Genomic DNA, 26624 nt, shown 5'->3' on the forward strand with positions numbered 1-26624 from the left:
CCCTCGGACACATCACCGGGTTGGGCAGGCGATGAACGTGAGGGGATTCTGGTCGCAAAATGGTTCGATCACAAGACCTTTCTTTTGGTTCCCTTCCTCAGTACGGTGTTCGCGCCTGCCCACCTCCGAGGAGCCTGCCCTGACCAGCAAACCTGTACTGGCCCTGAGCCCCATCCGACTGCGGACCGTCGCCGAGGAAGTCTCCGACCGCCTGACCACCGCCATTGCCATCGGGGAGTTCCTGCCGGGGCAACGGCTGCCCGCCGAACGCGAGATGGCCGTGATGCTCGATGTCAGCCGGGGCGCGGTACGCGAGGCGCTCGGCTGCCTCGACGCGCTCGGCATCGTCGAGATCCGGCGCGGCCGGCTGGGCGGTGCCTTCGTCCGGGAGAGCTGGACGGAGAGCTCGGCCGAGGCGGTCCGCCGCACCCTGCTGCCCCGCTGGACCGAGCTCGAGCAGCTGTTTGACCTGTGCGGGCTGCTCGAGGCCACCGTGGCCCGCACCGCCGCCGAACGCCGCACCGACGCCGACTTGGCGGCGCTGCACGAGGCGTTCGAGACCTTCCGCGATGCCGATTCGGCGACCGCGGAGCAGAGCGCCGACCACGCTTTCCATGCCGCGCTCCGGCACGCGGCAGGTAACCCGCGGCTCGCCGCGCTCTGCCTGGACCTGACAACCCGCGCCGCGCTGGGCTTTCCCTACCACCCCTGGGGCGCATCCGACGACGACTCCAGCGAACGTGCCCTGCGCGAGCACGCGGCTCTCCTGGCGGCCGTGGAGGCCGGCGACGCCGAACGTGCCGGAACGATCGCCCGCGAACATTTCACCATCACCGAAGAAATCATGCGTCAGGCCCTCGAACGCGGCCTGAACTCCTAGAGAGCCGAGGAACGCATCAGTGGATGTCTCCCTCTCCAGTCTGCCTACGACCGACATCGACGCCGACGCCGTCGTCATCCCGATCCACGACGACGTACCGGCGCCTGGCTGGGCGGCCGATGTGCTCGCATCCGCCCGCTTCGGCGGTGAGCAGGGCACCGACTTGCTGGTCCCCGGTCTGCTCGACCGGCCGGTGCTGTTCGCGGGCCTCGGCGCGTCGACCGAGGCCGGCTCCAACATGCTGCGCCGCGCAGCCGCCCGAGCCGTGCGTCGCCTCGCCGACTTCCCCACCGTCGCCCTCGGTCTGGCGGAGGGCCACCCCGAGGGTGTCGAAGCGGCCGCCGCCGTTGCCGAGGGCGCCGTGCTCGGCTCCTACCGGTATGACGGGCTTCGCACGCCGAAGCCCGCTGTGCAGTCCGTGACCGTTGCCGGGCCCACCGAGGCGAGGGGCGCCGTGCGGGCCGCAGTGATCACCGCCGAGTCCGTCAACTGGGCCCGGGACCTGGGCAACACTCCAGCCGGGCGGTTGACCCCGGCCATGTTCGCCGAGCGAGCCACTTCCACCGCCACCGAACACGGCCTCACGGTCCGCGTCCTGGACGAGGAGGACCTGCGCGCCGGCGGTTACGGCGGCATCCTCGGTGTCGGGGGCGGCAGCGTCAACCCGCCCCAGCTGATCGAGATCCGGCACGCCGGGACGAACGGCCGGACCGTGGGGCTGGTCGGCAAGGGCATCACCTTCGACGCCGGCGGTCTCGGCATCAAGAGCGGGCGCGGCATGGTCGACATGCGCTACGACATGTGCGGCGGCGCCGCCGTGCTCGCCACCGCGATAGCCGCGGCCCGACTGGGCTTGCCCACGGGGGTCGTGGCCGTCGTCCCCGCCGCCGAGAACCTGCCCAGCGGTTCCGCCTACAAGCCTGGCGACGTACTGGAACACCGCAACGGCAAGACCAGCGAGATCACTGACACCGACGCCGAGGGACGGGTCGTCCTCGCCGACGCCCTCTCCCATACCGCGGAACTGGGCCCGAACCTCGTCATCGACGCCGCCACGCTGACCTACTCCGTGATGCACGCCCTGGGTGACCAGATCACCGGCGTCCTCGGCAACGACCGCGAGCTGATCGCCGGCCTCGTCGCGACCGGCGAGGAGTGCGGCGAACCGATGTGGGAGCTGCCGCTGTTCCGTGGCTACGTCCCGAAGATCGCCTCGACAGTCGCGACCGTCAAGAACGACGGCGGCGAGCACGCCGACGTCATTCACGCCGCGCTGTTCCTGGAGGAGTTTACGGGCGACGTGCCCTGGGCCCACTTGGACATCGCGGGCACGGCCTTCCACACCAAGCCCGGCGACCTCCACCCGGCCGGTGCCACCGGCACCGCCGTGCGTACCCTGATCCGTTACCTTTCCCGCCCGAGACGGCGATCGGTCGTGTCGGCCGAGCTTCAGTCGGTTAGTCCAACGTGACCGGGCAGCGCACCATCAGAGTTGCGGGGGTCGTCCGCATCGAAGATCGAGTACTGGGCACTTCCCCACATCACCGCCGCCCGCAGGCAGAGGTCCGCGGCCATCCACACACAGCCCCCGGCCTCGTGGTGCGCAGCCCGGCCGCTCCTATGGCCGGGCGGGCTGTGGGAGCCGTGCGTTGATCTTGTTGAGCAGCGCCTCGAGGGTGTCCTTCTCGGCGTCGGTCAGCGGAGCGAAGATCACCTCGTCGACCTCGGCCAGTGCCGTGTTGAGTCCGGCGATGAGCTCGATGCCCGAGGGCGTGGCATAGACGCGCTTGCTGCGCTCGTTACCGGCCTCGATACGGCGCTCGACGAGCCCGCGGCGCTCCAGCACCTTCAGCATGAGCGAGATGTTGGCCGCAGTCGTGCGGCTCATCTCCGCAATGTCGCGCTGGATCGCTCCTGGCCGCTGTTCGAGATACCCGATCACCATGGCCTGCTCGTGGGTGAGGCCGCGGGCCCGGAGCCATTCCTCCGCCGCTTTACGCTGCGTCCACAGAATCGAGTGGAACAGCTCGAAGCTTCGGTTGCGGGCACCCTTCGGCTCATCCATGACCGCCACTCTATGAATCGAGCAAGAAACAGTCAAGCCCTTAACTGTTTCTTCGGGATCACCGACCCCATCCGACGCCCGGCCGGTTCGGTAGCGGTCAGTCGGTCGGCATGGTTCCGTCCTTGCGCAGCGCGATGAGCGGGTTGTCCGTCCGCCAGTACTCGCCGACGAGCCGCTCCTTCAGGAGGGCTTCACGTTCGCGGGCGATCTGGCGCAGGAACTCGGGGTCCTGGAAGAACACGCGCTTGCGGATGACCTTCCCGTCCTCCAGGTCGACGAGCTCGATCGTAGTCATCGACCACGGGTTCCCGGCCACGTCCTTGCCGTGGTTGACCCCGATGCACACCACCCGGCCGGGACCATCGGCGATGTTCTCGTCCAGCGAGTGGTCGCGGTGCGTGAAGCCGCACAGCTCGTGCATCCGGTGACGACCGAGGGCGATCTCGTCCGGTCCCCGGAAGACACCCCCGACGGGGGCACCGATGTTGATCTCGATCTCCTGCTCGTTCTCGAAGAAATCGACGACAGTGGCGAGGTCCTCGGGGGTGAAGCCGCCCTGCTGGTCGGCGCGGGTCATCGCGGCGTAAAAACCTGCCACGACCGCCCGGTCGCGATCTGCCTGCTGGTAACCGGTTGACATGAGGTCGTGCTCTCCTTTGAGTTGTTTGGGCTTGGTGAAGCCGGGACGGGTCGCGGGCGGGGGCAGACGCCCAGCTGCGGGATCAGTGCGCGGCCGGCTCCTGCTTCGACGTTCCGGTCAGCAGCGCGGCGACGACGGTGCGGGCGAGCTGGTCCTGCCCGGTGCCGCTGGGGTGGAGGCAGTCGCCGCTGTCGTAGCGCTGGTCGAGCTGCAGCGGTGCCGCGGCGGAGCGGAGTGCCTCGTCGAAGTCGATGGCGACGTCGGGTCCCAGGCTGCGGATCCAGTCGTTGACGGCGCTGCGGATCTGCTCGCGCCCGTCGTCATGGTTGTCCGATCCGACCCTGGGGGTGATGGTGGCGATACGGGCCCCGATCCCTGCGGCGCCGGCCTGCTCCAGGAGGTTTTCGTAACCCGCGATCAGCTCCGCCGCGGTGGGCAGTTCTTCAATGGGCTCGAATTCGCCGGGCAGGCCGAGGTCGTTGGTACCCAGGGCGATGACGACCTGGGCGACGCCGGCGGTGCCGAGCACGTCGTCCTTGAACCGGCTCAGGCCGGAGCGGCCGTTGGAAAGGTTCGCGGCTCCGGCGTCGAGGCGGAGCCGGTTACCGGGGATCCCGCGGTTGACCACCGAGAGGCCGGAACCTTCGGGCAGCAGGCCGGCGGCGACCTCGGGCCAGCCCATCGCGGTGATGGAGTCGCCCACACACACGACTACCCCATGCCGGACGTCGCCCGCGACCTCGACGGTGCGCAGGAACGGTCCGCTTTCGTGGACCGAGATGTCGGCGTCGTCGGGCATGGGGAATGGCGGGGCGGCGACGGCGGGGAACACGGCGGCGCCCACGTGGTCGCCCGGCTCGGACATCTGGCAGGTGAAGTCGCTGACGCCGGCGGACAGCGGCGGGAACAGGGTCCGCTCGGGCAGGTAGAAGTCGACATCCACCGTCGCGTGGTGACCGACCGGCATCTCGACCGGGTCCGTCGACACCGAGGCGCCGGCCGGAATCGTCACGCCGTCGCGTCCACCGAACGTGGCGACGGCGGTACGGCCGCCGGCAGAGACCGCGCTCCGGCCGATGCGTACCGGGTGGTCGCCGAACTGGTTGCTGAATTCCAGGCGGACCCGCTTGCCGCCGATGCCGACGCGCAGGTGCGATCGGAGGGTGACATCGGCGAACCATTCGCCATCGGCGCAGACATCCGGGAGCGCCTGCGCCCAGGTGGCCTCCCACGAAAGGGGACCGGATGCGCGCTCGTTTTCGTCATTCATGACTGTTTTCTCCTGGCTGGTCGCCGTGTCAGACGGCCCCGTCGAGAGGGCAGGCTCGATCGCGTACCGGCGGGCGCCGGTACGGCAAAGAAGGTCTAGGGGTTGCGAGTGGCTGGAGCCGGTACGGCGGCAGCGCGGCGGTGGCCCTCGCCCAGCGGCGCTTCCGGAACAGCCTTCGCGAGCGTGAGTGCACATGCACGGATCCACTCCTTCGCAGCCTTCTGCCACGCCCGCATCGATGAGCGGAACGGCTCGAAGCCGCGGATACGAGGGGTGGAGGTCTCGTTCATGTCCATCAGCGTGACAGTAAAGCACTAAACAGTCAAGTCACTAACCTGCATGTTGGGCCCTCGAGACAACGTGGCTTCGAGTGCTCCGGCTCCAGGGAGCATGCCGTCCCCGCTGGCGAGGGCGGCATCAAGGACGACCTGTGCGCGCCGCGACCGACCCCTGCCTCGGCGACACCGTCGTGGTGGCCGACGAGACGAGAGCACCTGTCCGGACGTAGCCACGAACAGAACAAGGCACGGACGGCATCGAGTACAGGCTGGTCCTGAAGGGTGTCTTTATTGCCGTATGGTGGTTGACCTGGGGCTGTGCGATTGTCCGAGTATGGGCATGATCAGTGATCGTGGGTCTGCGACTGCTCTGCCTGATCTTCTGCCGACTACTGAGCTGCCTCCTCTTGTTGAGCCGATCGATTGTCGCGAACAACGCCGAGATCCTCGTGCTTCGCCATGAGGTCGCCGTGCTTCGCCGACAGGTCGAGCGGCCGCGGTTCTCGTGGGCTGATCGTGCCGTGTTCTCCGCTCTCGCCCGGCACCTGCCACCTGTCTTACGCTGCCATCGGGTGGTCACACCGGGCACATTGCTGACGTGGCACCGTCGTCTGGTGCGCTGGAAATGGCGCCAAACTCCAACCGCGCCCGGTCGGCCACCGCTTGCGGAGGAGATTGCGGCGTTCATCCAGCGCTTGGCGCGAGAGAACCCCACCTGGGGATACGTGAGAGTCCAAGGTGAGCTTCGACGGCTCGGCTATCGGGTTGCCGCCGCCACGATCCGGCGCGTTCTCTTCTTCGTCATGGAGATCGCCACCCGGCGCGTTTCCTCATCCGCGACCGGGACAGCAAGTTCACTGCCCCTTTCGACGCCGTCTTCGTCGGCAACGGCACAGCCGTCATCCCGACTTCACCCCAAAGCCCACGGTCCAACGCCTACGCGGAACGATGGATACGCACAGCCCGCGCCGAGTGCACCGACCGACTACCCATCACCGGTGAACGACACCTGCGTACGGTCCTCAACCAGTACGCCGAGCACTACAACGCCGGACGAGCCCACCGCGGCCTGGACCTACGTGCCCCAGTCGATGCCCCGAACGTCATCCCCCTGCCGGCAGCCACGGTCAGGCGCCGCCAGGTACTCGGTGGACTGCTCAACGAGTATTACCCAAGGCCACCCTGGCTGCCTCATCGTTCGCAGGAAACACCCAGCTCAGCAGCCTGATCGGAATATTGACACCCTTCAGGGGTGGCGCGCGAGGCTGGTCGCCGCGTGGCCGTTCTCGGTGCACGGGGAACCGGCCGCGGAGCTGGCGGCCCGGCACGGCGTCAAGGAGGGGCCGGTGCCGTGGGGCGTCGAGACCCGCCTCGACGGCGGCGCACTGGTCCTCCTCCCGCACGGGACCGCGCCGGGTGGCTCCGCCTGGCCGCTGGGCCCGCTGGTGTCCTTCCTCGATGTCCCCGGCAGCGGGGTCCCGACAGCGCGGGCGTCGGCCTCGGACAGTAGCCGAGACCGCGTGCTGTCTATGCGGCCTGGGTAAGTTCGGCGCGGCCGAACAGCAGGGCGTAGCCGGTGGGGAGCTGGTGGAGGATGCGGGTGAGCAGGTCGGGGCCGGCGCAGGCGGCGACGGCGCAGAAGACGGAGCCGGTGTCCCAGCGGGTGGTGGCCAGGGAGGCGCCGGTGCGGGCGGCGAGGTCCTTGACGAAGGACCAGCCGGTCAGCGGCTGGGGGTCGGGTATCTGCTCGGTCAGCACGCGTGCGGCTTCCAGGGGCAGGCAGGCGGCGAGGTCGACGCGTTCGTCGCCGGTGAGCTGGCGCCCCAGTCCGGCGAGGACCAGGCGGACGGCTTCGTCGGCTCTCTCGCGGGTGGGGTAGGCGCCCTCGTAGCGGACCTTTGCCAGCATCTGCTGGTATGCCGTCCCGTACGGCTGCTGGGGCGGTGCCTGCCGATCGGAGATCACTGGGGATTGCCTTTCTTGCTGTGGCCGGTGTTCGGGCACCGGGGTGCGGGATGGTCGGGTGGGCTGGGGGCGGCCGAAGAGCAGGATCTGGCCCGGCAGGTCTTCGTCGGCGGCCTCGGCGAGGGTGGACAGCACGGCGCTGACGCCCCAGGCCGGGGTCTGCTCGGTGGCGCCCTCGATCCACGCGGCGGTTACGCGGACGAACCGCTCCCGGGGACTGCGGCTCCGCGCTCTGCGGCGGGTTGAGCAGGATCAGGGCGAACGCCTCAGGCAGGCGCGCCGCCGACTGAGTGCGGACGTTGCCGACCAGGTGGGCGCAGTGTTGTCTCGGCCGCCGCCCTCTCTTCTTCGGACTGTCCACGGGGGGTGCGGAGGGCGGGGTGAGGGGGGATCAGGTGACCGCCCTCCGCACCCGTTCGGCCGGTGTCAGCCGGAGATCTCCTTGTGGCCCGATCCGACGCCGATGGAGATCTTTCGGGGCTTGGCGCGCTCGGCGATCGGGATGCGCAGGGTGAGTACGCCTGCGTCGAAGTCGGCCTGGATGTGCTCGGTGTCGAGGGTGTCGGCGAGCACGATCTGGCGGGAGAAGACCCCCAGCGGCCGTTCGGACAGTTCCATCTGGACGTCGTCGGTCTTCGCCACCGGCCGCCGCTCGGCCTTGACGGTGAGCATGTTCCGCTCGACGTCGATGTCGATCGCGTCCGCGGTGACGCCCGGAAGGTCGAAGGCCACCACGTACTCGTCGCCCTCGCGGTAGGCGTCCATCGGCATCGCCGACGGGCGGGACCAGGTGCCCGGGTCCATCAGCTGCTGCGCCAGCCGGTCCAGCTCACGGAAGGGGTCAGTGCGCATCAACATCGTGAAAACACCTCCAGCAGGTTCAGGCAGTTGCTGCCAATGCGCCTCACTGGCACCGTTGTAGCATGTCATCCAATGGATGACAAACGCGATGTCGTCTACCCAATGACAACAGCGGGAGGTGCCCGTGACCGCAGCCGACGAGCCGTCCACGACCAGCACGAATGCCCATAGCCCGGCGTCGTTCCTCGCCGCCGCGGCGGCCCTGCACGCCATAGACGACGCCCTGCGCGACGCCAAGCGGGAGTCCCCGGACACCCGGGATGCGCCCGGCCCCGGGGCGGAGCAGGCGCTGGCCTCCCTGATGCTGCTGCGGCAGGTGCGCGAACAACTCGCCGGATGGGAGACCGGCCTGATCGAAACCGCCCGCGAGGCGGGAGCCAGCTGGGCCGACCTCGCCAACCCCCTCGGCGTCGCCAGCCGCCAGGCCGCCGAACGCCGCTACCTGCGTGGCCGCCCCGGGCCCGCCGGAACCACCGGCGAACAACGCGTCCAGGCCACCCGCGAACGCCGCGCCGCGAGGCGCACCACCGCCACCTGGGCCCGCCGCAACGCGGCCGACCTGCGCCGCATCGCCGGCCAGATCACCGCCCTCACCGACCTGCCCACCACGGCCCGACTCCCGCTCAGCCAGCTCCACGCGGCCCTCGCCCACGACGACCCCGCCGAGCTCATCCACCCCCTCAACGCCGCCCGCCCGCACCTGACCACCACCCACCCCGACCTCGCCGCACAACTCGACACCCTCACACAGCCCTGAACCCACCCGTCGCCCCAAGGCGTGCGCCAGATCCACCTGACGCCACTTGAACGACTCCGCGCCTCACCACGCGAGGAGCTGGTGAGCAGGGACCGCCTGCCATCGGGAACGGTCTTCTGCCAGGGTCTGCTCGGCTGCACCTGACCGGCGGTCTGCCGTCACCGCGGTGCCGAGGGCGAGCCAGAACGCCGGGCCTATACACCCACACGTCAACATGCGAGCTCATCAGTCCCGTGGCCGGTCAAGCCTCGCGCACGAGGAAGTTCTTCGCGGATTCGCGGAAGTGGGCGACGAGGGGGTTGGCGTCACCGCCGCGGGTGGCGACCACCACCTGGCAGGGCTCAATTCCCTCGACGGGGACGGTGGCGAGGTCGTCCCGGAGTGAGCAGCGCGGGTCGTCGGCCGGGGCGAGGGCGACGGCCCGGCCGTCGGCGACGACTTCGAGCTTGTCCTCGAAGGTGTCCACGAGCATGGGGCCCGTTGGCGCCGGGCTGCCGTCCGGACGGGGATCGAGCCGCCAGAAGCTGGTCCAGTGCGCGGCCATGCCGGCACAGGCCACGAGGGGTTCGTCGGCGAAGTCGTCCGGGGTGGCCGCTTCCTTGCCGGTCAGGCGGTGGAGCGCGGGCACGATCAGGACCCGGGGTTCGTCGTAGAGGGCGGTCACTTCCAGGCCGTCGGCCGCGATTGGCAGGGGGGTGCGGATGACGAGCGCGTCGACGAGGCGGTCGGGCAGGGCGCGGGCCTCGTCCCAGTCCAGGTGGCGGGTGCGGACGTAGGCGTCGGGATGGAGCTGGCGCAGGTGGCGGACCGCGGGGGTGATGACGAGATCCTCGACGTACCCGATGGTGATCGCACTCGGCGGTGCGGCGGCGCGCGCGGTGAGCACCGCCCGGTCGGCTGTGTGCAGGAGCGTCTGGGCCTGTGGGAGGAAGGCCGCACCGGCCGCTGAGAGACGGCTGCCCTGGGTGGTGCGCTCCAGCAGGCGCACGCCGAGGGCATCCTCCAACCGCTGTATCTGGCGGCTGAGGGAGGGCTGGGCGACGTGCAGTGCCTCGGCCGCCCGGGCGAAGTTCAGGTGCTCGGCGACGACCGTGAAGTAGCGGACCAGTCTGAGGTCAAGATCGGCGACGGGGTGGGGAGCCGCGGAAAACTGGGTTTCGTCGGGCATTCCAGCAGCCTACACGTGATGCAGATTCTGCATGGCGGGGTGAGAAACGGGTCTTGGACGCCCGCTTCTGACGGCTGTTGACTCAGTGGTGTCCAGCCGAACGACCGGGCGGACGAAACCCAAACCATCACTTCTCCGAGCGTTCCCGTAGATGGAGTGTGTCCGAAATGAGCAAGTACGACGGCAAGCGTGTGGTGATAACCGGAGGTAGCAGCGGGGTCGGCCTGGCCACCGCCCAACTGCTCGTGGACGAGGGGGCACGGGTCCTGATCACCGGACGCGGTCAGGACGCCCTGGACACCGCTCGCGGTCAGCTGGGCGCCCAGGCGATCGCGGTCCGCAGCGACGCCGCGTCGCTGCCGGACATCGGCGCGCTGGCCGACCGGGTGAAGGCCGAGTTCGGCACGGTTGACGCCCTGTTCGCCAACGCGGGTGTCAACGGCTTCGCGCCGTTCGAGGCGACCAGTGAGGAACTCTTCGACAGCCTGCTTTCCATCAACACCAAGGGCCCCTACTTCACGGTGCAGAAGCTCGCTCCGCTACTGGCGGAAGGCAGCGGCGTGGTGCTCACCACCTCCGTGGCGAACGTCCTGGGGCTGCCGATGCTCAGCGCGTACGCCGCCGGCAAGGCCGCCGTGCGCTCGATGACCCGCAGCCTGGCGCGGGAACTCCTCCCGCGAAGGATCCGTGTCAACGCGGTCAGCCCCGGCCCGATCGACTCCGGGATCCTGGAGAAGTCGATGCCCGAGGAAGCGGCGGCGCGGACCAAGACGCAGATGGCCGCCGAGAACCCCATGCTGCGCATGGGGAACCCCACCGAGGTCGCCAGGGCGGTGGTCTTCCTGGCCTTCGACGCCACCTTCACCACCGGCGCCGAACTTGCCGTCGACGGCGGCGGCTCCCAGATCTGACGCCCGGAGGGCGAGGACCGGCGCATCAAGGCAACCTGCGCACGGCGCCGGTGCGGCTGGTATACGCGCGGTGTCTCGATCGTGGTTCAGAGAGCCGCGTGCGGGGCTTCGGCCTCGCGTGCGGTGTCCGTCTCGGGCCTGGCCGCGGTGGACGCGGGCATGGAAGGTGCCGTCGCGTGGGTGGCGCGGATCGCGTCGAGGGCGGCCAGCGGTACGAGGGCGAGGGGCCGACCTGGCCGCGTCCGCCGCCGTGAGCAGCAGCGGCTCGCCACGCAGGAAGGTGAAGCCTTCGCCGAACCGCCGCCAGTAGCCCGGTCCCCTTTCCCCGGCCGACGAGGGGGCTTCATCGACCGCGTGCCCCATGCCGCGCGGCAGCGCGAGTTTGATGATCACCGATCCGAGGGCGAAGCAGCCCGCGTTGACGGCGATTCCGGTCAGAGGACCGAGCAGCGCTACCAGGGATCCCCCGACCGCCAGGCCGACAGTAGAGGCGAGCCGCTCGATCACACCGGCCAGACCGGTGGCCCGCTCCAGCGGCACCCGGCCGCGCTCGGCCGCCTCTGGGACCATCACCTCCTTGGCCAGGTCGCCGGGTCCCCGTGCCGCGCCGATCAGTGCGACCAGAACCAGCAGAAGGGGAAAGGAGAGCAGGTCCAGGGCGTGGAGCAGGGGAACCGCGGCGGCGGCGGTCGCGCTGGCCAGATCGGTGGTCCAGGAAACGGCGCGGGCCCATCTGGTCCACCAGCGGCCCGGTGAACGCCTTGACCACCACGTAGGGCGCCATCTCGCAGAAGGCGACCAGTCCGGTCTGGCTGGCGCTGCCGGTGGTGACAAGGACGAACCAGGGCAGTGCCACAACGGAGATCCGCGTGCCGGTCAGCGACCCAACCATGGCCGCCAGCACCCCGCCCAGCGGCCGTAAGGACCTCTTGCCGGGTATGCCGCCAGCCTCCGAGGCGTCGTCGGTCATGACATCGGGCTTCCTTCCTCTTCCTGAGGGCCGGAAGGGAGCGACGGCGCGGCAGGCGCATCCAGTTCGGGCAGGATCTGCGTAATCACCGCAACCCGTTCGGCTCCCTCGGGGGCACTCGCCGCCGTCTCCGGCGCGTCTCGCCGGTAGCGCGCGATGACGTCCTTCAATTCCCCGTACAGGACAGTGGCTTCCTCGGGCGTGAGCCGCAGGGCCCAGTCGCTCATGTCGAAGGTGTTCCGCCATGCGCGGGGCATCGTCTGAAGTCCGTTCAGGGTCTGCTGCGTGCGTAGGGTGTAGATGGCGGCGACGGACTGCTGGTAAGCCAGCGCGGCCTCGGGCTCCCGCTCGGCCAGCTCCGGATCGTTGAACCAGATCGTCCCGTGCACCGACCGCCACCAGCGCTCTCGCGCGTTACCGCGTTCGGTGTCCTCCTCGACGAAACCGGCCGCGCCGAGCTGCCGAAGGTGGTAGCTGGCCGTACCGGAATTCACGCCCAGCCGCTCCGCGAGGCGGGTGGCCGTCGATGGGCCATACTTCCGCAGCAGCCCGACCAACTGCACGCGCACCGGATGCGCCAGGGCACGCAGCCCTTTGGCATCCAGGACAACCGAGTCCTCTTCAACGTTCGGGCCATCTGGCCTCTCCACCGCATCAGCCATGCGACACACGGTAGACCGCAAAGAGTTCTTCGCAAAGAGATATTCGCGAAGAACTCTTTGCGGTTCGGATTACTTGCGAGACGGCACTGCTCATATATCGACCGATTGATGAGCAAGATCAGTAAGCGGCGGCGCGCGACCGGATCGACGCCGGATCATGCCCATAAAATACGGTGTCAGAAAGTCGATGTGCTCAAGAACTTGAAGAGCACCCTTTTCTGTACGATCTGGCAGGTGCAGCCACCTCAGGCTGATGACGCCGCCGATCTCCTCGCCCCCGTTCCGGCCGTACGGACCGGCGGCCTCGTGGGATACGCACGCGTGTCCACCAAGGGGCAGCTGCTCGACCGGCAGATCCACGCACTCACCGAAGCGGGATGCATCCGGATCTTCGCCGACAAGAAGTCCGGCAAGAACGCCGAACGCGAGGAGCTGTGGAAGGCCCTCGACTTTCTGCGTGCGGGCGACACGCTCGTCGTCCCGTCGCTGGACCGGCTCGGCCGCTCCATCCAGGACCTCATCGCGATCGTGTCCGGCCTGCACAAGCGCGGCATCGGGTTCACCTCGCTGCACGAGGCGCTCGACACGACCACGCCCGGCGGGCGCCTGGTCTTCCACGTGTTCGCGGCCCTGGCGGAGTTCATCCGCGAACTCATCGTGCAGGGCACCAACGAGGGCCTGGACGCCGCCCGCGCCCGCGCGCCCGGCTCGGCCGCCCGCCGGCGATGACCGAGGAGCAGGTACGTCACGCCCGCGACCTACTCGCCCGTCCGGAGAACACCGTCACCTCGATCGCCAAGCTCCTCGGCGTCTCCCGCAACACCATCTACAACTACGTGCCCGAACTCAAGGGTGGTCGCCTCACGCTCGCTGAGGCGACCAACACGGCGGAACTGCCCCGGCCCTCCAGGCCAGAGGACTAACCACCGCCGTTTGCGGCTGGTGACAGCGTTCTTACCGGCATCCCATGTCGGTGCGCCTGGTCGACATGGACGGCGACCACCGGGCCGACCTGACCGTGGCCGCGCCGGGCGACGACACGATGCGCAGCTCCGCATGGCTGCTGCCGGGCACGGACCAGGGGCTGTCGACCGGCGGCGTCACCCGGCTGTACGGCGACAGTTTCGAGCGCACCGGGAAGCTGGACCTCTATATGGGAGGCGGAGGGATCGCCCGCTAGAACTCAGCGCCAGCCTACGCGCAGCATATCCAGCGCCCCTATAGAGGCACCGAGAACGATAGACGGTGCCCGCCTCACGGGATCGAGCCTTTGGGCAGGTCAGAGCTGGTGTCTCCGGTGGTGATGATCAGTGTCGAAGGTGCAGCCGGGGAATGCGTGGCGGTATTACCTGCGGGTGTGGATGGGGCGTGGTCTGTCCGCTCTCGGGCTGACCGCGGGTGCGGTGGTGACCGAGCGGCGGGCGGAGCTGCTGATCGGCGAGGGCCGGCACCCGGATGCCGACCGCGTCGAGCGTGAGCGTCTGGAGGACGGCGACCGCCGGCCACCCACATTGTCCGGGCCGATGGCAGCCGCCACCAGTGCGCAGTGTGGCTCCGAATGGCTCTGTGTTCCGCCGCTCAGGCCGGAAAGCGGCCCGTGGACCGCAGCTGCCAGCGCCGCTGGGCATAGGCCAGGTCGTCCCGCCACAGCCGCCCGGCCGCGGCGCGCACCAGGGGCCGCAGCAGGGGTGCGGCCCGGCGGGCGGCGGCGAAGCCGGGACGGTGCGAGGCTGCGACCATCGCCTCGATGACGGCGGTGTGGGGCCGGCCGGCCTCGTCGTCCCCGAGTGGCGTTGCGTGGGTCTCCACGACGGAGCCGGCGCCCTCGCCCTCGGTGATGTGCATGACGACCGTGCGGGGTTCCGGCGCGCTGAAGACGGCGCGTACCGGCACGACCAGCCGCCCCGCCACTTTGAAGGACACGTCGACGGTGAGGGCGTCGGTGCCGTCGTGCACAGCGTCGGCCGGGCCGCCGGGTGCGTCCACCACCGTCAAGTCTGCGAATGAGTACGGGTGGAACCACCCCCCGTGCCACGGATCGAGCCGGTTGGCCACCACGTCCTCGGGCTCACAGACGCCCACCCCGGTGTAGACGGCCGTCAGCGCGCGCGTGGGCTCGGGCCGTCGTGGTACGACCGGTGCGTCCATCGGCTCCTCGCCGCCCACCGCGTCGAGTCGCGTCCACACCAGCACCCCGTCGTCGTGTACTGGCAGCGGCGACCAGCCTGCATAGGGGCGGCCGTCCAGGGCCAGCCCGTGCCAGTGGCACACCAGGGCGCCGCGGCACACCGGACTGTCCCGCAGCGGCGCCCCCAGGTGCGGGCAGATTCCCGGTCCGCCGACGAGGCGCCCGTCGGGCCCTCGCCACACCACGACCTCCTGCCCTGCCACGGTCCGCGCCAGCTTGCCGTCCCCGCACAGGGCGCGGGAGGCGCCAACGACGTACCAGTTCCCGGACGGACGGGCCTGCGCCCGCTTCAGCGCCCCGGTGATCACCCCGGGCTGCGCCTCTCGCCAGGTGGGCCGCTGACGCTCCCAGGGCACCGCGTTCCGGCGCAGCGACAGCGGCAGACGACGGCGGTTCACGCGACCTCCTCGGCGAAGGGGGCGGCCGTCGCCGGCGAGAGGGCGGCTGCGGGCAGCGCGCGGGCGCAAGCGGGCGGCCGGTGGACGTGATCCCTCCGCACACGCAGTCGGGCCGCCGCTACCCGGACCAGCCCGTCGGCGGCGACCACCGCGCGGCGCCGCCGCGGCACCACCGAGCGCCGTTGCAGCACGGCGTAGCCGTCGCGGACGACGGCGTCCAGGATGCCGCCGTACAGGACGGCTGCGGTGCGGATGCAGGGCCGCGCCACCGGGTCGAGCAGTTCGATACCGGGCACCGCCGCCCGGTACACGCCGCGGGCCAGTGCCTCGAAGTCCCTGAGCGCGGCCGTGATCCGGCGGTCCGGGCAGCCCGTCGCGCGGCTCCAGGCCAGCAGCTCCCGGTCGACACAGTGACCGGCGAGCAGATCGGCGGGCAGGTAGACGCGCCCCCGGTCCAGGTCCTCGCCGACGTCCCTCAGGAAGTTGCTCAGCTGGAAGGCGACGCCGAGCGCCGCGGCGTGCGGGGCGGCCTCCTCCTGCGGCACAACCGTGCCCAGCACCGGCAGCATCTCGAGCCCGATCACCGCGGCCGAGCCCTGCATGTACGCGCGCAGGTCGGCGTACGTGGGGTAGGCCGTCACGACCAGGTCGGAGCGCATCGCGGCCATGAAGTCCCGGAAGTGGGCGTGGTCGATGGCGTAGCGGCGGGCAGTGTCGGCGAGCGCGCGCACCACCGGCTCACCGCTGCCGTCCCGCAGCAGTCCCTCCTCCAGCTCCTCCTGGAGCCGGCTCAGCGCCCGCACCCGCACATCCGCGCCGGCGCCGGGGCAGAGGGAGTCGACGATGTCGTCGGCCCAGCGGGCGAAGCCGTACAGGGCGTGCACGGCGGGTCGGCGCTCGACGGGCAGCAGCCGCGTGGCGAGAAAATAGGTCCGGCCATGCCGCGCGTTGAGGGCGCGGCAGTGGCGGTAGGCCGCGCGCAGCGCCGGATCGCTGATCCCCGCCGCATCCAGCTCTCGATCGGTCATCCTGTCCTGCCTTCGGTCGTGGGAGTCGTGGGGTCGCGCGGGGGACCTCCCGGTGCTGGGGGCCGCCACGCGGCAGCCGGGGAGTTCGGCGAGCAAGCCGGGGGCTCCTGCGCGGCGGTGAGTCGGTTGCGAGGTGCCGCTTGCGCCGGCGGCACGGCTGCCGACGCACGCCTGCCGGCCCGGAGCATTGACGGGACCGGGGAGCCCGCGGGGGCCGGGGCGCCGGCCCGATCTGGAAGAGAGGCGGTCGCGAGGGGGCGCGAGCGGGTGCTCCGTCGCCTGGGGAGGCCCATGACGCGAGCCGCGGCCAGCTTCCCGGACAGCAGCACGGTCGGCACGCCGACGCCGGGTGTGGTGCCGCAGCCGGCCAGGACCGCGTTCTCCGCGCCGCGCACCAGGTTGCGCGGCCGGAACGGTCCCGTCTGCGCGAAGGTGTGCGCTGCCGAGAAGGGGGTCCCCGCAGCGTGTCCCTGGGCGTGCCAGTCGGCCGGGGTGACCAGGCACTCCTCCTCGATGGCCGATTCGACGCCGTCCAGTCCGCGCCGCTCCAACTCCCGCAGTAGCGAGTCCCGGTAGCGCGGGCCGAGGTCGGACCAGGCCGCCGAGTCCGGGCCGATGTCGGTGTTGGGGCAGGGGGCGAGGATGTAGTGCAGGTGGCGGCCCGGTGGCGCGAGGCCGGGATCGGTGGCGGTGGGGCGGGTGACGAGCAGCGAAGGGTCGCTCATCAGCCGCCCGGCCCGGGTGAGTTCGTCGAACGTGGTGTGCCACGCCGTGCCGAACGAGATCGTGTGGTGGGAGAGCTGGGGCCAGGTGCGGTCCGTGCCAACGTGCAGCACGACCGCGGAGGGGGAGTGGCGTAGCCCGAGCGGTCTGCGCGGCCGACGGCCGAGCAGCCGGTAGGTGACGGGCAGGTCCGGGGTGAGGACGACCGCGTCGCATGGGATGCGGCCGGTGTCGGTGACGACAGCCGTGATGCGCTCGCCCGAGCGCTCCAGACGGGTCACCGGCTGCCCGAACCGCAGGTCGGCGCCGGCAGCGGCGGCTGCCTCCGCCATCGCTCGCGGCAGGGCGTGCATGCCGCCCCGGGGAAAGTACACGCCGGCGATGGTGTCCATGTAGGCGATGACCGCGTAGGCGGCCAGCGCCCGCGCCGGGGGCACGCCCGCGTACAGGGCCTGGAAGGAGAACACCCGGCGCAGCCGCTCGTCGCTCAGGAACCGGCCGATCCGGGCGTCCAGGCGGCTGAAGCCGCCCAGCGCCGCCAGCCGTGCGAGGTCGGTGGTGAGCAGGCCGAGCGGTGAGTCGAAGTTGGCGTCGATGAACCGGTGGATCTGGGCCCGGTACAGCCGCTGAAGCCAGTCGCGCAGCCGCCGGTAGCCCGCCGCCTCGACCGCCCCGGCGAACCGCTCGACCTCCGCGGCCATCGCTTCAGCGCCGGTGTGGACGTCGAGGCTGCTGCCATCCGCGAAGCAGGCCCGGTACGCCGGGTGCAGGGGAAGCAGATCGACCCGCTCGTACAGGCTGTCGCCGACGGCGGCGAACGCCTCGTCGGCCAGGTCGGGCATGGTCAGCACGGTCGGCCCGGTGTCGATCCGGTAGCCGGCCAGGTCGAGACGTCCGGCCCGGCCGCCGGGCAGTTCCTCGCGCTCGACGACGGTGACCCGGCGTCCGCCGCCCAGAAGGTGCAACGCCGCCGACAGCCCGGCCAGTCCGGCGCCGACGACCACCACGTGGTCCGTGGGACCGGGCAGGGTGCGGGTCACCGGTCACTCCCCGTGCCGCCGCAGTCCCGAGTCGCGTACGGATCCGGTGCGGGCCGCGGACGCACGGCGGTGTCCCCGCCCGGGCGTGCTCCGGCGGCGGCGAGCAGCAGACCGCGCAGCGGCCCGGCGCCCTCCGCATCGAGCAGGGCAGCGTCCAAGTGCCGCAGTCCCTGCGCGGCGAGCCGGTCGATCTTGCCTTCCACGGTGGCGCGCGCCCTCGTCTCGGTCAACACGGCCCGCACCTGCTCCAGACCGCGCTCGGTCAGGGCAGCGTCACCGAGCCACCGGTCCAGCACGGCCAGCGCGGCGCCGTTGCCGGCAGCCTCGGCTCGCGCGCGGGCGACTGCGACCAGATAGGTGGGCTTCCCCTCCCGGATGTCGCCGCCGCACGCCTTGCCGGTCTCCCGCGGGTCGCCGAAGACGTCGTCAAGGTCGTCGCGCAGCTGGAACGCCAGGCCGACACAGCGTCCGGCGTCGGTCAGCCGGCGCAGCGTCACATCGTCCGCCCCGGTCACGGCGGCCCCCAGGGCGAGGGGCCGCTCCACCGAGTACAGGGCACTCTTCAGGCGGGCGGCGCGCAACACACGGAGCAGGGACAGCGCTGTCGTGTTCTGGCCCTGGATGTCCAGGTACTGGCCCGCCACCATCTCCGTGCGCATGTCGCTCCACAGCCGCCGCACCACCACCCCCGTCCAGGACGCCAGCGGTGTCTCCGCCACCGCATCGTCGGCCCAGGCCAGCGCCAGGTCCCCGGCGAGGACCGCCGCCGACTGCCCGAACCGCTGGGCCCGCTCGGGTCCCACCCGGTCGGCATACCTGGCGGCCAGGTCCGTGTGCAGCGTGGGCCGACCCCGCCGCAGCGTGGCCCGGTCCATCACGTCATCATGGACGAGCGCGCACGTCTGGAGCAGTTCCACGGCGCCTGCGATCCGCAGGGCCGCTGCCGCGGCATCCGGGTCCCGGCCGGCGCAGGCCCGCGAGGCCCACCACACCAGTTGCGCGCGCGTGCGCTTGCCACCCCGCACAGTGAAGCGCGTTACCCGTGCGGCCAGTTCCTCGGCGAACAGGGGATCGGCCAGCCGGGCGCGGCGCAGGCGCTCCGCCAGCACGTGGTCGAGCATCCGACCGATGGCGCCGGGTACGTCGGCGTCGAGCCGGCGCACCTCGGCGGGCCCGGCGGGAACCGGCCCGCTCGCTGCGGGGCATGCCACGGCCCCGTCGGATCCTTCCCCGTCGTCGACCAACGGTCGGCTCAAGAGTGATCTCGCGGGCGCCGCCGGGATCGGCTGCGGCGGCGCGGTCGCAGGGTGGCCCTTCGCGTGGGTGAAACGACACATCCAGGTTTCCCTCCGTCGTGTCCATTTCCGTCGTTCCCGTCACCCGTCTGCTTCCGCACGGGCGGCGCGGACGGATGCGCGAACGCCCCATGCGATCGCGGCGACCAGCGGGGGTCCGCCCCCTTCCACCGTGCCGTGTTCCGCGCTCGGCCGCTCGCTGCCAGGGGGCGCCCTGCATCCGCCGGGGTACACAATCCGGAATACGGGGCCCGGGCATTCGGGACCGGCCCTGCCGTGTCCCCTGACCGCCGGTTCGGGGTCCGACACCGCCGCAGGACCCCGCCGCCGAGAGCCGTATCCGGATCGGATCGGAAGAACACCGAGGAAGGCCGATGAAGGGAGATGCCGTGCCGGAGACGGACGTGGCCGTCGTGGGCGCGGGCGCGGCCGGGCTGTCGCTGGCCCACCGGCTCGCTGGGCGCGTTCCCGGCCTGCGGACACCGTCCGTCGTGCTGGTGGACGCGCCGCCCGGCCCGCTGCGGCCGCCACCGCGGACCTGGTGCTACTGGGCGGCGGGCCCTGGACGGTTCGACGCGGCGGTGCGGGCCGAGTGGCGGCGGCTGAGGGTGCGCCCTCACGCCGGCGCCCCGGTCGAGGGGGACATGAGCCCGCTGCGGTACCGCATGATCCGCTCCGACGACTTCGAGCGTCTGGTCTTGCGGGACCTGGCCCGCAGCCCCAACGTGCGGCGCCTGGAGGCGACCGCCGAAGCGGTCGAGGATGTGCCCGGCGGCGCCCACGTCCACCTGAGGGACATGGACGGCCGGGCGCGGGTACTCAGTGCCCGCTGGGTGTGCGACTCCCGTCCCCCCGGCAGCCTGCCCGCCGCCCGCACCACCCTGCTACAGCACTTCCACGGCTGGTTCGTGCGCACCGCCGGGTCCGTCTTCGACCCGGCCGCCGTGGAACTGATGGACTTCCGTACCCCGCAGCCCGCCCACGGATTGTCCTTCGGCTACGTCTTGCCGACCGGGCCGTGCGAGGCGCTCGTGGAGTACACCGAATTCTCCCCGCGCACCCTCACACCGGACCGCTACGAGGCCGCCGTACGGCACTACGCCGACGAGGTGCTGCGGCTCGGCGAACGGCAGGTCCTGGCCACGGAGACCGGCGTCATCCCGATGACCGACGCGCCGATCCCCCGGCGGACCGGAGCCTCGGTCTTCCGCATCGGTGCCGCCGGCGGAGCGACCCGCCCCGCCACCGGCTACACCTTCGCCGGACTACAGCGCCAGACCAGTGCCGTCGCCGACGCCCTGCGGCGCGGGCGTCGGCCGGTGCCGCCCGCCGTGTACCCGGTGCGCTCGCGCGTCATGGACGCCGTCCTGCTCCGTGCGCTGGACAGCGGCCGGGCCGATGGCCCGGAACTGTTCAGCCACCTGTTCGCCCGCGTGCCCATGGCACGACTGCTGCGCTTCCTCGACGGAGACACCCGCCTGTACGAGGACGTGTCCATAGGCCTGCGTACGCCCGTCGGGCCGATGCTGCGCTCCGCCCTGGAGCTGCCCCGCCTGCCGCGGCGCCCCTTCGACCTGCCCGCGTCGCCGCACCCGCCGACGCCTCCCGCTACCTCGCCGCCGTGCGCGCCGGACTCATCGGCCCCGCCCCTTCCCCCGACGGAGACGGCATGACGCTGCTGCGCGACGAGCACCTCGCCGCCGCCTTCGACCACGCCTCGCGCACCTACGACACTCTCGTGGCCGCCAACCCCGGCTACCACGCCCACCTGCGGCGCTCGGTGCACCGACTCGGCCTGCCCGGCCAGGGGCAGGGGCCAAACCGTGGACGGACGGGGTGAGCTTCGTGCGCGCCCCCGCCGAACGGCTGTCCGAGGCCGGCGTGCGCGGCCCCTTCGACGCGGTGTTCGCGGCCTACCCTTTCCGCAACGTCACCGATCCGGACGCCGTCCTCGCCACGGTGCGCGCCCTGCCACTGCCGGGCTGGCAGACGCTCATCACCGACACCTTCATCGCCCGCCGGGCGCACGATGACAGGGAGGACGCATGAGGCCCCTCCGTCAAGGTGGCGCGCGCCGGGGACGCGACGGGCGGGCCCGGATCCTGCCCGCCCCGGCCGGTGCCCCCGGAGTGCAGGGGTCCCCGCCGTCGGTTGCGGTGGTCGGCGCGGGCATCGCCGGCCTGGCCGCCGCCACGGTGCTCGCCGAGCGCGGGGTGGCGGTGACTGTGTACGAGAAGCGGCCGTACCTGGGCGGGCGGGTCGGCGGATGGCCGACCGAGCTGCGCGACGGGACGACGGTGACCATGAGCCGCGGCTTCCACGCGTTCTTCCGCCAGTACTACAACCTGCGCGGACTGCTGCGCCGGACCGACCCCGGCTTGGAGCGGCTCACCGGCCTTCCCGACTACCCGCTGCTCAACGCCGGTGGCCTGCGGGACAGTTTCCGGCGCGTCCCGCGCACTCCGCCGCTCAGCGCGCTCGGCTTCGTGGCGCTCAGCCCCTCCTTCCGGCTCGCGGACCTGCGCGCGATGGACCCGCTGGCGGCCCTGTCCCTGCTCGATGTGCGGGTGCCGGAGGTTTACGACCGCCTGGACGGTACCAGCGCCTACGCCTTCCTGGACGCCGTGCGTTTCCCCGATGACGCCCGTCATCTGGCTTTCGAGGTGTTTTCCCGCAGCTTCTTCGCCGATCCGCGGGAGCTGTCGGCGGCCGAGATGGTGCTGATGTTCCACCTCTACTTCCTCGGCTCCGCCGAAGGGCTGCTGTTCGACGTGCCCCGCGCTCCCTTTCCGACCGCCCTGTGGGACCCCCTCGCCGGCTATCTGGCCCGGCACCAGACGGAGGTGCGCACCGGCACGGTCGTCGAGCACATCGCACCCGGCCCGGACGGTGGTCTCGTGGTTGCCTGCGACCGGGACGAGCGCCACTGCGACGGGGTCGTCCTCGCCCTGGACGCTGCGGGGCTGCGCTCGCTGGTGGAGCGCAGCGGACATCTGGGCGACGCGTCTTGGCGCGAGCGGATCGGACGGCTGCGCACCGCCCCGCCCTTCCTGGTGAGCCGACTGTGGCTGGACCGGCCCGTTGCGCCCGACCGGCCCGGCTTCCTCGGCACCAGCGGCTTCGGCACCCTCGACAACATCAGCGTGCTGGAACGCTACGAGGACGAGGCGACCCGCTGGAGCGCATGCACCGGAGGATCCGTCGTCGAACTGCACGCCTACGCCGCATCGCCCGCAACCGCCGGCCGGGACGTCGAACGCAAGTACCTCCTCGACCAATTGCACCGCGTCTACCCGGAGACCAGCAAGGCCACGGTCCTCGACGCCCGCCACGAGTGGCACGAGGACTGCCCATTGTTCCCGGTGGGCGGCTACGGTGACCGCCCCACCGTCCGCACCCCGCACCCCCGACTGGTCGTGGCTGGCGACCTGGTGCGCACCGGTCTGCCCGTGGCGCTTATGGAACGGGCGGCCACGAGCGGCTTCCTCGCGGCCAATGCCCTGCTGGAGGGCTGGGGGGTGAGGGGGCAGACACTGTGGACGGTGCCGGACCGCGGGCGTAGCGCGCTGCTGAGGGCTCTGGCCGCATGGGGGCGGATGCCCGCCGTTCGCCGACGATCGCGCTGAACGGTCCCTCGGGACCGGATGAGAGCGCACCCACTCTACGGAGGCGATCTTCGCTTATCCGGGTGAGAATCACTTCGGCGCGCGGCCGGTTGAGCTGCTAGGGCTGCATCCCGGGGCGACCCGGTGGATCGCCAGCGCGTCCAAGCGGTGCATCCTCGTGTCGGAGGGAGCGCACACCAGATGTCCGGCTGCGGACGGAGGACTGGGCAGCGGGTGCTCGCCGCGCAGCGCGGCCTCGACGAACCGGCGCAGCCGTTCGGCACATCTACGGTAGAACCGCAGCTGGGTGCGGCGGCCGAACACGCGCCAGCCGAGGAGGGTGATCCGATCCAGAGTCGGGGCGCCCTGCGAATGGCATGAGACCACGAACAGCACCTCGCCGGAGTCCTGCCGCTTTACGACCTCGTAGGTGACCTGGCCGCGTTCCAGGTGGCCCTGGAGGGTCTCGTAGGCCCATCCCCAGACGCGGTCGGTTTCGTCGCGGGTCTCGTCCACCACCTTGGTGACGCGCACGCCGCAGTAGAAAAGCATGCCGTGGAAACGCGCCTCGAGCAGCATGTCGCGACCCAGCAGGGGTGCGGCCGGGTCATAGAGCGCTCGCACGATCTCCGGCGGTGAGAACTCGTAAGCGCGGACTAGGCGGCAGGCCTGTTCCCATGGGCCTCCTGACTCCGGCGGACCCGGTCGCTCCTTGCCTATCGCGGTGCGGTGGACGTCGATGTTCCAGGACGGTCGGCGTACCTCGTCGACCGAGTAGTTCACGCCCGCGTCCGCGAGACGCCGCCACACGCGTACGGCGTCGAGCCGTCCGAAGATCCAGTCACCCAAGGAGGTCACTCGGATTCTCGAGCGAGTCGCCGATCAGCCACAGCATCGGCGGCCACAGACCGACGAAGAGCGCGCGCCGCTCGGCGTTTCCTCGTTGCTCCTGATCGACGGTCTTCGCGCGCACCCACAACATCACGCACAGGCCGATGGTAGCGAGCGAGGCGAGGTGTAGGTGAGCACTACGCGCGCCCGCATGGCGCAGCAGCCGGACCACCATGAGGCCCTCCGGGGTCGCTCGTCTGTGTCAACATTACGATGTTGAGTACCCCTCTGTCCGGGTATACATACATTGCGACGTTTAATGATATCTTGCTGACTCAAGGGCCATGGATGACACGTTCGCACTGTCCTCGGATAGCCACTGTGCTCGCACGGTGGCTCCTGGGCATAGCTCTCGTCACCTGGCGCTATCTGTGGGAGACGACGCCTCTCCACCGAGGCGGCGAGTGCCGGGGTGACGAGACGGACCTTCCACCGCGGCTGCCCCCCGAAGCCGTCGACAGCCGGGTGCAACTGGCACAGAACGGCTGCGGGCGCCTGTTCCACCGCCTCTTCCGCGTGCGCATCGCCGATGCCGACGTCGAGCCGGGCTGGCTTGTCGAATCGGTCTGCCGCGACTTCAAGCGCTTCGTGCCCTCCGAGGTGGTTGACATCCACACCAGTCAGCTCCGCGAACACGGTCTGGATGTCGCGGACGGGCTGCTGGTCGAGATGCCAGGGCCCTGGAACGGGCCCGTCAAGGTCGTCCACCGCGACGTCGATCGCCTGCACCTGGTGACCCTGCGCGGTCATATGGAGGCCGGTCAGGTGCAGTTCCGTGCGCGAGAGGACGACGGCCTGCTGGTGTTCGAGATCGAGCTCTGGGCATGCGCCAGCACCCGCTTGGTGCGCCTTCTGTACTCCCACCTGCGCGTCGCGAAGGAGATTCAGCTGAACATGTGGGTCCGGTTCTGCCTGTCCGCCGCCGCGATGTCGGGTGGCCGACCGGTCGACGGTGTGCACATCTCCACCCGCTGGCTCGAGTCGCACGCACGGGTGCGCCCGCTGTCGTCGGCCGGGAAGCGCTCTTCGGGCGGGGCGCAAGGCCAGGAGGCACCGTCGGGAGGAGGGAGCGGTGAGCCACGCCTGAGCCGGGATCGCCCACGAAGGGACAGCCGGTGATGGCCAGCCCGCTCCGGGACCGGACCGTAGTGATCACCGGAGCCGCGCGCGGGCTGGGCGCGGCACTGGCGCACGAACTGGCCCGGCGTGGGGCGCACCTGGCACTTCTCGGCTATGAGGGGCCCGAACTGGATGCCTTGGCATCATCCCTGCCCACGGTGGCGCTGGCGGTCGAAGTCGACATCACCGACAACTCCGGGCTGGACGACGCGGCAGCCGAGGTCCGCGGACATCTCGGTCGGCCGTCGGCGGTCGTGGCGAACGCGGGGATCGCCGAGGGAGGCCCCTTCGCGACGTCGGACCCCATCTCATGGCGCCGTGTCATCGACGTGAACCTGACGGGAAGTGCCCACACGGCACGGGCATTTCTGCCCGATCTGACGGCGACGGCGGGCTACTTCCTACAGATCGCGTCGCTCGCGTCAATCGGAGCCACCCCGATGTTGAGCGCCTACTGTGCCTCCAAGGCGGGCGTAGAAGCCTTCGCCCACGCTCTGCAGGCCGAGGTGGCGCACGAGGGGGTCGCGGTGGGCATCGCCTATCCCGCCTGGGCGGACACCGACATGATCCGCGAAGCCGATGGCTTCGCGGCCCTGCACGAACTGCGCGCGCGTATGCCCCCTGGCGTCCGGAACATCCACCCGGTCGACGCGGTCGCGGCTCGCCTGGCACGTGCTGTCGAGCGCCGCAGCACCGCTGTCTACGTCCCGGCATGGCTGCGTCTCGTCCAGCCCCTGCGCTGGGCCCTGCCGCCCGTGATAGTCCGGCTGGCCCGACACGATCTGCCCCGCTGGGACGCCGGGCGGCCGCTGAGCGCCACGGGCAGGCTGGGCGCCGGCGGACGGGCCGACCGTGCCGCGACCGCACCGGACGATGGCCGAACGGGCTGATCTTACGTCTACACGAATGGGACCGGAGTGCCGCGGCGGGGGCGCCCTGGGCGGGGCGGTTCCGCGTCGCGGAACGGGCCGGAAGCCTCCACGCTGGAAGAGTGGCGTCAGACCGCCGACACAGGAGCGAAGGAGAGTGACCGATCGAACCGAGGCCGCGGGCCGTGCTGTGGACGCCTCGCCGGACGACCCGCGGTACCTGGTACGCAGCGAGAAGTCCGGCAGGACGGCGGTGCACAAGCCATCCGCGCTGGAGAAGAAATGAGCGACGTGGACGACGACGAACGCAAAGACGTTGGGGAGGCGTTCCGTGAGCTGGTGAACATGACGCCGGCCGAACTGGAGAAGTGGCTCGCCTCCGACCAGTCACGCAGCGCCGGGCAGCATCAGAGCGGAGGTGAGTCCACAGGACACGCCTCCGGCCGCCGGATCGTGGAGATCCTGCGGGCCAAGAAGGGGGACCTCTCGGACGACGACTACCGGCATATGCGCAAGGTCGTCGGCTACATCCGCCGGCATCTGGCCCAGCGGCCCCCGGGCGACGTACGGGACACCAGATGGCGGCACTCTCTGATGAACTGGGGCCACGATCCACTGGCCTGACGGCCACCCGCCGGATCGGCATCATGGCCGGTTCACCGGGCGGTCGGTGGCGTCCGCGGTGCCGGGTGCGGAGGGTTGGCGACGGCGAGCAAGAAGTCGCTCGGCAGCTATCTCAACGACCACCTTTGTGGCGCCATTGCCGACGCCGAACGCGCCGCCCGTCTGGTGCGCGCCTCCCGGGCTGAGATGCCGCGGCGCGGAGGCGGAGAACGGCTCCTCCGTGGGGGTCTGCGATGGCTGCGTGGAAGTTGCCCGACATCAGCCCGGCGTTGCCGACGGGTCACGTCCGCTGGAGTGGTGTATCGACGGCCACTCGGTGATTCGTTGTTGAGGCTATGCAGTGAGTTCGGTGGGCAGGTCGGGTTCGTCGGTTTCTGACTCGATCGGGTGGAGGCGGGCTTTGGCGAGGAGTTCGCG

General features: G+C 70.9%; 27 protein-coding genes and 2 pseudogenes. 15 read left to right on the plus strand and 14 right to left on the minus strand.

Features of this window, described 5'->3' with window-relative positions; translation table 11 throughout:
• Nucleotides 1–31: 31 nt before the first annotated feature.
• Nucleotides 32–880 carry a FadR/GntR family transcriptional regulator gene (locus J2Z30_RS47745; RefSeq protein WP_078956366.1) on the plus strand — a complete coding sequence of 283 codons (849 nt, stop codon included), beginning with the start codon at nt 32–34 and terminating at the stop codon, nt 878–880.
• Nucleotides 881–899: 19 nt separating this feature from the next.
• A complete protein-coding gene (locus J2Z30_RS47750) occupies nt 900–2351 on the plus strand; it encodes a leucyl aminopeptidase (protein WP_044566481.1) in 1452 nt (483 codons plus the stop codon).
• A gap of 147 nt (nt 2352–2498) precedes the next feature.
• On the opposite strand, the gene J2Z30_RS47755 is transcribed toward J2Z30_RS47750, so the two are convergent.
• The 3 genes from J2Z30_RS47755 to J2Z30_RS47765 all read right to left on the minus strand — a co-directional run bounded on the left by J2Z30_RS47755 (nt 2499) and on the right by J2Z30_RS47765 (nt 5050).
• Nucleotides 2499–2945, minus strand: coding sequence for a MarR family winged helix-turn-helix transcriptional regulator (locus tag J2Z30_RS47755; protein WP_044580629.1), 447 nt, complete (start codon nt 2943–2945; stop codon nt 2499–2501).
• 97 nt (nt 2946–3042) lie between these two features.
• On the minus strand, nt 3043–3585 hold the full coding sequence (locus J2Z30_RS47760; protein ID WP_044566480.1) for a nuclear transport factor 2 family protein: 543 nt from the start codon (nt 3583–3585) through the stop codon (nt 3043–3045).
• Nucleotides 3586–3667: 82 nt separating this feature from the next.
• Nucleotides 3668–5050, minus strand: a complete 1383-nt coding sequence (locus J2Z30_RS47765) for a GDSL-type esterase/lipase family protein (RefSeq protein ID WP_107073219.1) — start codon at nt 5048–5050, stop codon at nt 3668–3670.
• Between the two features lie 1035 nt (nt 5051–6085).
• Between J2Z30_RS47765 and J2Z30_RS47770 the strand changes: the two genes are divergently transcribed.
• Complete coding sequence (locus tag J2Z30_RS47770) at nt 6086–6361, plus strand: transposase (RefSeq protein WP_308280285.1); 276 nt, start codon at nt 6086–6088, stop codon at nt 6359–6361.
• Nucleotides 6362–6660: 299 nt separating this feature from the next.
• On the opposite strand, the gene J2Z30_RS47775 is transcribed toward J2Z30_RS47770, so the two are convergent.
• Complete coding sequence (locus J2Z30_RS47775) at nt 6661–7098, minus strand: DUF2267 domain-containing protein (protein WP_044580628.1); 438 nt, start codon at nt 7096–7098, stop codon at nt 6661–6663.
• A gap of 426 nt (nt 7099–7524) precedes the next feature.
• Nucleotides 7525–7956: an Hsp20/alpha crystallin family protein gene (locus J2Z30_RS47785; RefSeq protein ID WP_044566477.1), complete on the minus strand. Its 432-nt coding sequence runs from the start codon at nt 7954–7956 to the stop codon at nt 7525–7527.
• A 127-nt stretch (nt 7957–8083) separates the two neighbouring features.
• Here J2Z30_RS47785 and J2Z30_RS47790 point away from each other — a divergent pair, with 127 nt between their 5' ends.
• On the plus strand, nt 8084–8716 hold the full coding sequence (locus J2Z30_RS47790; protein ID WP_044566476.1) for a hypothetical protein: 633 nt from the start codon (nt 8084–8086) through the stop codon (nt 8714–8716).
• A 241-nt stretch (nt 8717–8957) separates the two neighbouring features.
• On the opposite strand, the gene J2Z30_RS47795 is transcribed toward J2Z30_RS47790, so the two are convergent.
• Complete coding sequence (locus tag J2Z30_RS47795) at nt 8958–9884, minus strand: LysR family transcriptional regulator (protein ID WP_044566475.1); 927 nt, start codon at nt 9882–9884, stop codon at nt 8958–8960.
• A 167-nt stretch (nt 9885–10051) separates the two neighbouring features.
• Here J2Z30_RS47795 and J2Z30_RS47800 point away from each other — a divergent pair, with 167 nt between their 5' ends.
• Nucleotides 10052–10795: an SDR family oxidoreductase gene (locus J2Z30_RS47800; protein ID WP_044566474.1), complete on the plus strand. Its 744-nt coding sequence runs from the start codon at nt 10052–10054 to the stop codon at nt 10793–10795.
• A gap of 249 nt (nt 10796–11044) precedes the next feature.
• Here the strand turns inward: J2Z30_RS47800 and J2Z30_RS50570 are convergent.
• Together J2Z30_RS50570 and J2Z30_RS47805 are read right to left on the minus strand one after the other, a co-directional pair.
• Nucleotides 11045–11765, minus strand: a pseudogene (locus J2Z30_RS50570) (MFS transporter); the annotation flags it as partial.
• Nucleotides 11762–12427, minus strand: coding sequence for an ArsR/SmtB family transcription factor (locus J2Z30_RS47805; RefSeq protein WP_044566473.1), 666 nt, complete (start codon nt 12425–12427; stop codon nt 11762–11764). The pseudogene J2Z30_RS50570 and the gene J2Z30_RS47805, both read right to left, overlap by 4 nt.
• 234 nt (nt 12428–12661) lie before the next feature.
• On the opposite strand from J2Z30_RS47805, the gene J2Z30_RS52200 reads away from it, so the two are divergent.
• From J2Z30_RS52200 to J2Z30_RS47820, 3 genes are read left to right on the plus strand one after another with little or no spacing between them, the layout of a single operon-like run.
• Complete coding sequence (locus tag J2Z30_RS52200; protein WP_063791043.1) at nt 12662–13156, plus strand: recombinase family protein; 495 nt, start codon at nt 12662–12664, stop codon at nt 13154–13156.
• Nucleotides 13153–13350, plus strand: a complete 198-nt coding sequence (locus tag J2Z30_RS52205; RefSeq protein ID WP_044566472.1) for a helix-turn-helix domain-containing protein — start codon at nt 13153–13155, stop codon at nt 13348–13350. The genes J2Z30_RS52200 and J2Z30_RS52205 overlap by 4 nt, the downstream gene beginning before the upstream one ends.
• 44 nt (nt 13351–13394) lie before the next feature.
• Nucleotides 13395–13607 carry a hypothetical protein gene (locus tag J2Z30_RS47820; RefSeq protein WP_044566471.1) on the plus strand — a complete coding sequence of 71 codons (213 nt, stop codon included), beginning with the start codon at nt 13395–13397 and terminating at the stop codon, nt 13605–13607.
• Between the two features lie 398 nt (nt 13608–14005).
• On the opposite strand, the gene J2Z30_RS47825 is transcribed toward J2Z30_RS47820, so the two are convergent.
• From J2Z30_RS47825 to J2Z30_RS47840, 4 genes are read right to left on the minus strand one after another with little or no spacing between them, the layout of a single operon-like run.
• Nucleotides 14006–15013 carry a Rieske (2Fe-2S) protein gene (locus tag J2Z30_RS47825; RefSeq protein ID WP_044566470.1) on the minus strand — a complete coding sequence of 336 codons (1008 nt, stop codon included), beginning with the start codon at nt 15011–15013 and terminating at the stop codon, nt 14006–14008.
• Nucleotides 15010–16041: a phytoene/squalene synthase family protein gene (locus tag J2Z30_RS47830; RefSeq protein WP_044566469.1), complete on the minus strand. Its 1032-nt coding sequence runs from the start codon at nt 16039–16041 to the stop codon at nt 15010–15012. Before J2Z30_RS47830 ends, J2Z30_RS47825 begins: the two co-directional genes overlap by 4 nt.
• Nucleotides 16038–17804: a phytoene desaturase family protein gene (gene crtI / locus J2Z30_RS47835; RefSeq protein WP_044566468.1), complete on the minus strand. Its 1767-nt coding sequence runs from the start codon at nt 17802–17804 to the stop codon at nt 16038–16040. Before crtI ends, J2Z30_RS47830 begins: the two co-directional genes overlap by 4 nt.
• A complete protein-coding gene (locus tag J2Z30_RS47840; RefSeq protein ID WP_044566467.1) occupies nt 17801–19141 on the minus strand; it encodes a polyprenyl synthetase family protein in 1341 nt (446 codons plus the stop codon). Before J2Z30_RS47840 ends, crtI begins: the two co-directional genes overlap by 4 nt.
• Nucleotides 19142–19488: 347 nt before the next feature.
• Here J2Z30_RS47840 and J2Z30_RS47845 point away from each other — a divergent pair, with 347 nt between their 5' ends.
• The 3 genes and pseudogenes from J2Z30_RS47845 to J2Z30_RS47855 all read left to right on the plus strand — a co-directional run bounded on the left by J2Z30_RS47845 (nt 19489) and on the right by J2Z30_RS47855 (nt 22725).
• Entirely contained in the window at nt 19489–20772 is a 1284-nt protein-coding gene (locus tag J2Z30_RS47845; RefSeq protein ID WP_078957226.1) for a lycopene cyclase family protein, read from the plus strand.
• A pseudogene (locus J2Z30_RS52035) lies at nt 20769–21130 on the plus strand (ubiquinone biosynthesis methyltransferase UbiE); the annotation flags it as partial. The gene J2Z30_RS47845 and the pseudogene J2Z30_RS52035, both read left to right, overlap by 4 nt.
• Before the next feature lie 14 nt (nt 21131–21144).
• Nucleotides 21145–22725, plus strand: coding sequence for an FAD-dependent oxidoreductase (locus J2Z30_RS47855; protein ID WP_078956365.1), 1581 nt, complete (start codon nt 21145–21147; stop codon nt 22723–22725).
• Nucleotides 22726–22794: 69 nt separating this feature from the next.
• Here J2Z30_RS47855 and J2Z30_RS47860 read toward each other — a convergent pair whose 3' ends face one another.
• Entirely contained in the window at nt 22795–23562 is a 768-nt protein-coding gene (locus J2Z30_RS47860) for a DUF1990 family protein (protein ID WP_044566465.1), read from the minus strand.
• A complete protein-coding gene (locus tag J2Z30_RS47865; RefSeq protein ID WP_044566464.1) occupies nt 23546–23770 on the minus strand; it encodes a hypothetical protein in 225 nt (74 codons plus the stop codon). The genes J2Z30_RS47860 and J2Z30_RS47865 overlap by 17 nt, the downstream gene beginning before the upstream one ends.
• A 146-nt stretch (nt 23771–23916) precedes the next feature.
• Here J2Z30_RS47865 and J2Z30_RS47870 point away from each other — a divergent pair, with 146 nt between their 5' ends.
• From J2Z30_RS47870 to J2Z30_RS47885, 4 genes are read left to right on the plus strand one after another with little or no spacing between them, the layout of a single operon-like run.
• The gene (locus J2Z30_RS47870; protein WP_308280284.1) at nt 23917–24714 is read left to right on the plus strand and encodes a DUF1990 domain-containing protein; all 798 of its coding nucleotides are present in this window, start codon (nt 23917–23919) and stop codon (nt 24712–24714) included.
• A complete protein-coding gene (locus tag J2Z30_RS47875) occupies nt 24711–25604 on the plus strand; it encodes an SDR family oxidoreductase (RefSeq protein ID WP_044566463.1) in 894 nt (297 codons plus the stop codon). The genes J2Z30_RS47870 and J2Z30_RS47875 overlap by 4 nt, the downstream gene beginning before the upstream one ends.
• Nucleotides 25605–25620: 16 nt before the next feature.
• Nucleotides 25621–25869 carry a hypervirulence associated TUDOR domain-containing protein gene (locus J2Z30_RS52040; protein ID WP_044566462.1) on the plus strand — a complete coding sequence of 83 codons (249 nt, stop codon included), beginning with the start codon at nt 25621–25623 and terminating at the stop codon, nt 25867–25869.
• Nucleotides 25870–25874: 5 nt separating this feature from the next.
• On the plus strand, nt 25875–26207 hold the full coding sequence (locus J2Z30_RS47885) for a DUF3140 domain-containing protein (protein ID WP_044580620.1): 333 nt from the start codon (nt 25875–25877) through the stop codon (nt 26205–26207).
• The last annotated feature ends 417 nt before the right edge of the window (nt 26208–26624 follow it).

It is taken from the genome of Streptomyces iranensis (assembly GCF_017874715.1).
GTDB lineage: Bacteria > Actinomycetota > Actinomycetes > Streptomycetales > Streptomycetaceae > Streptomyces > Streptomyces iranensis.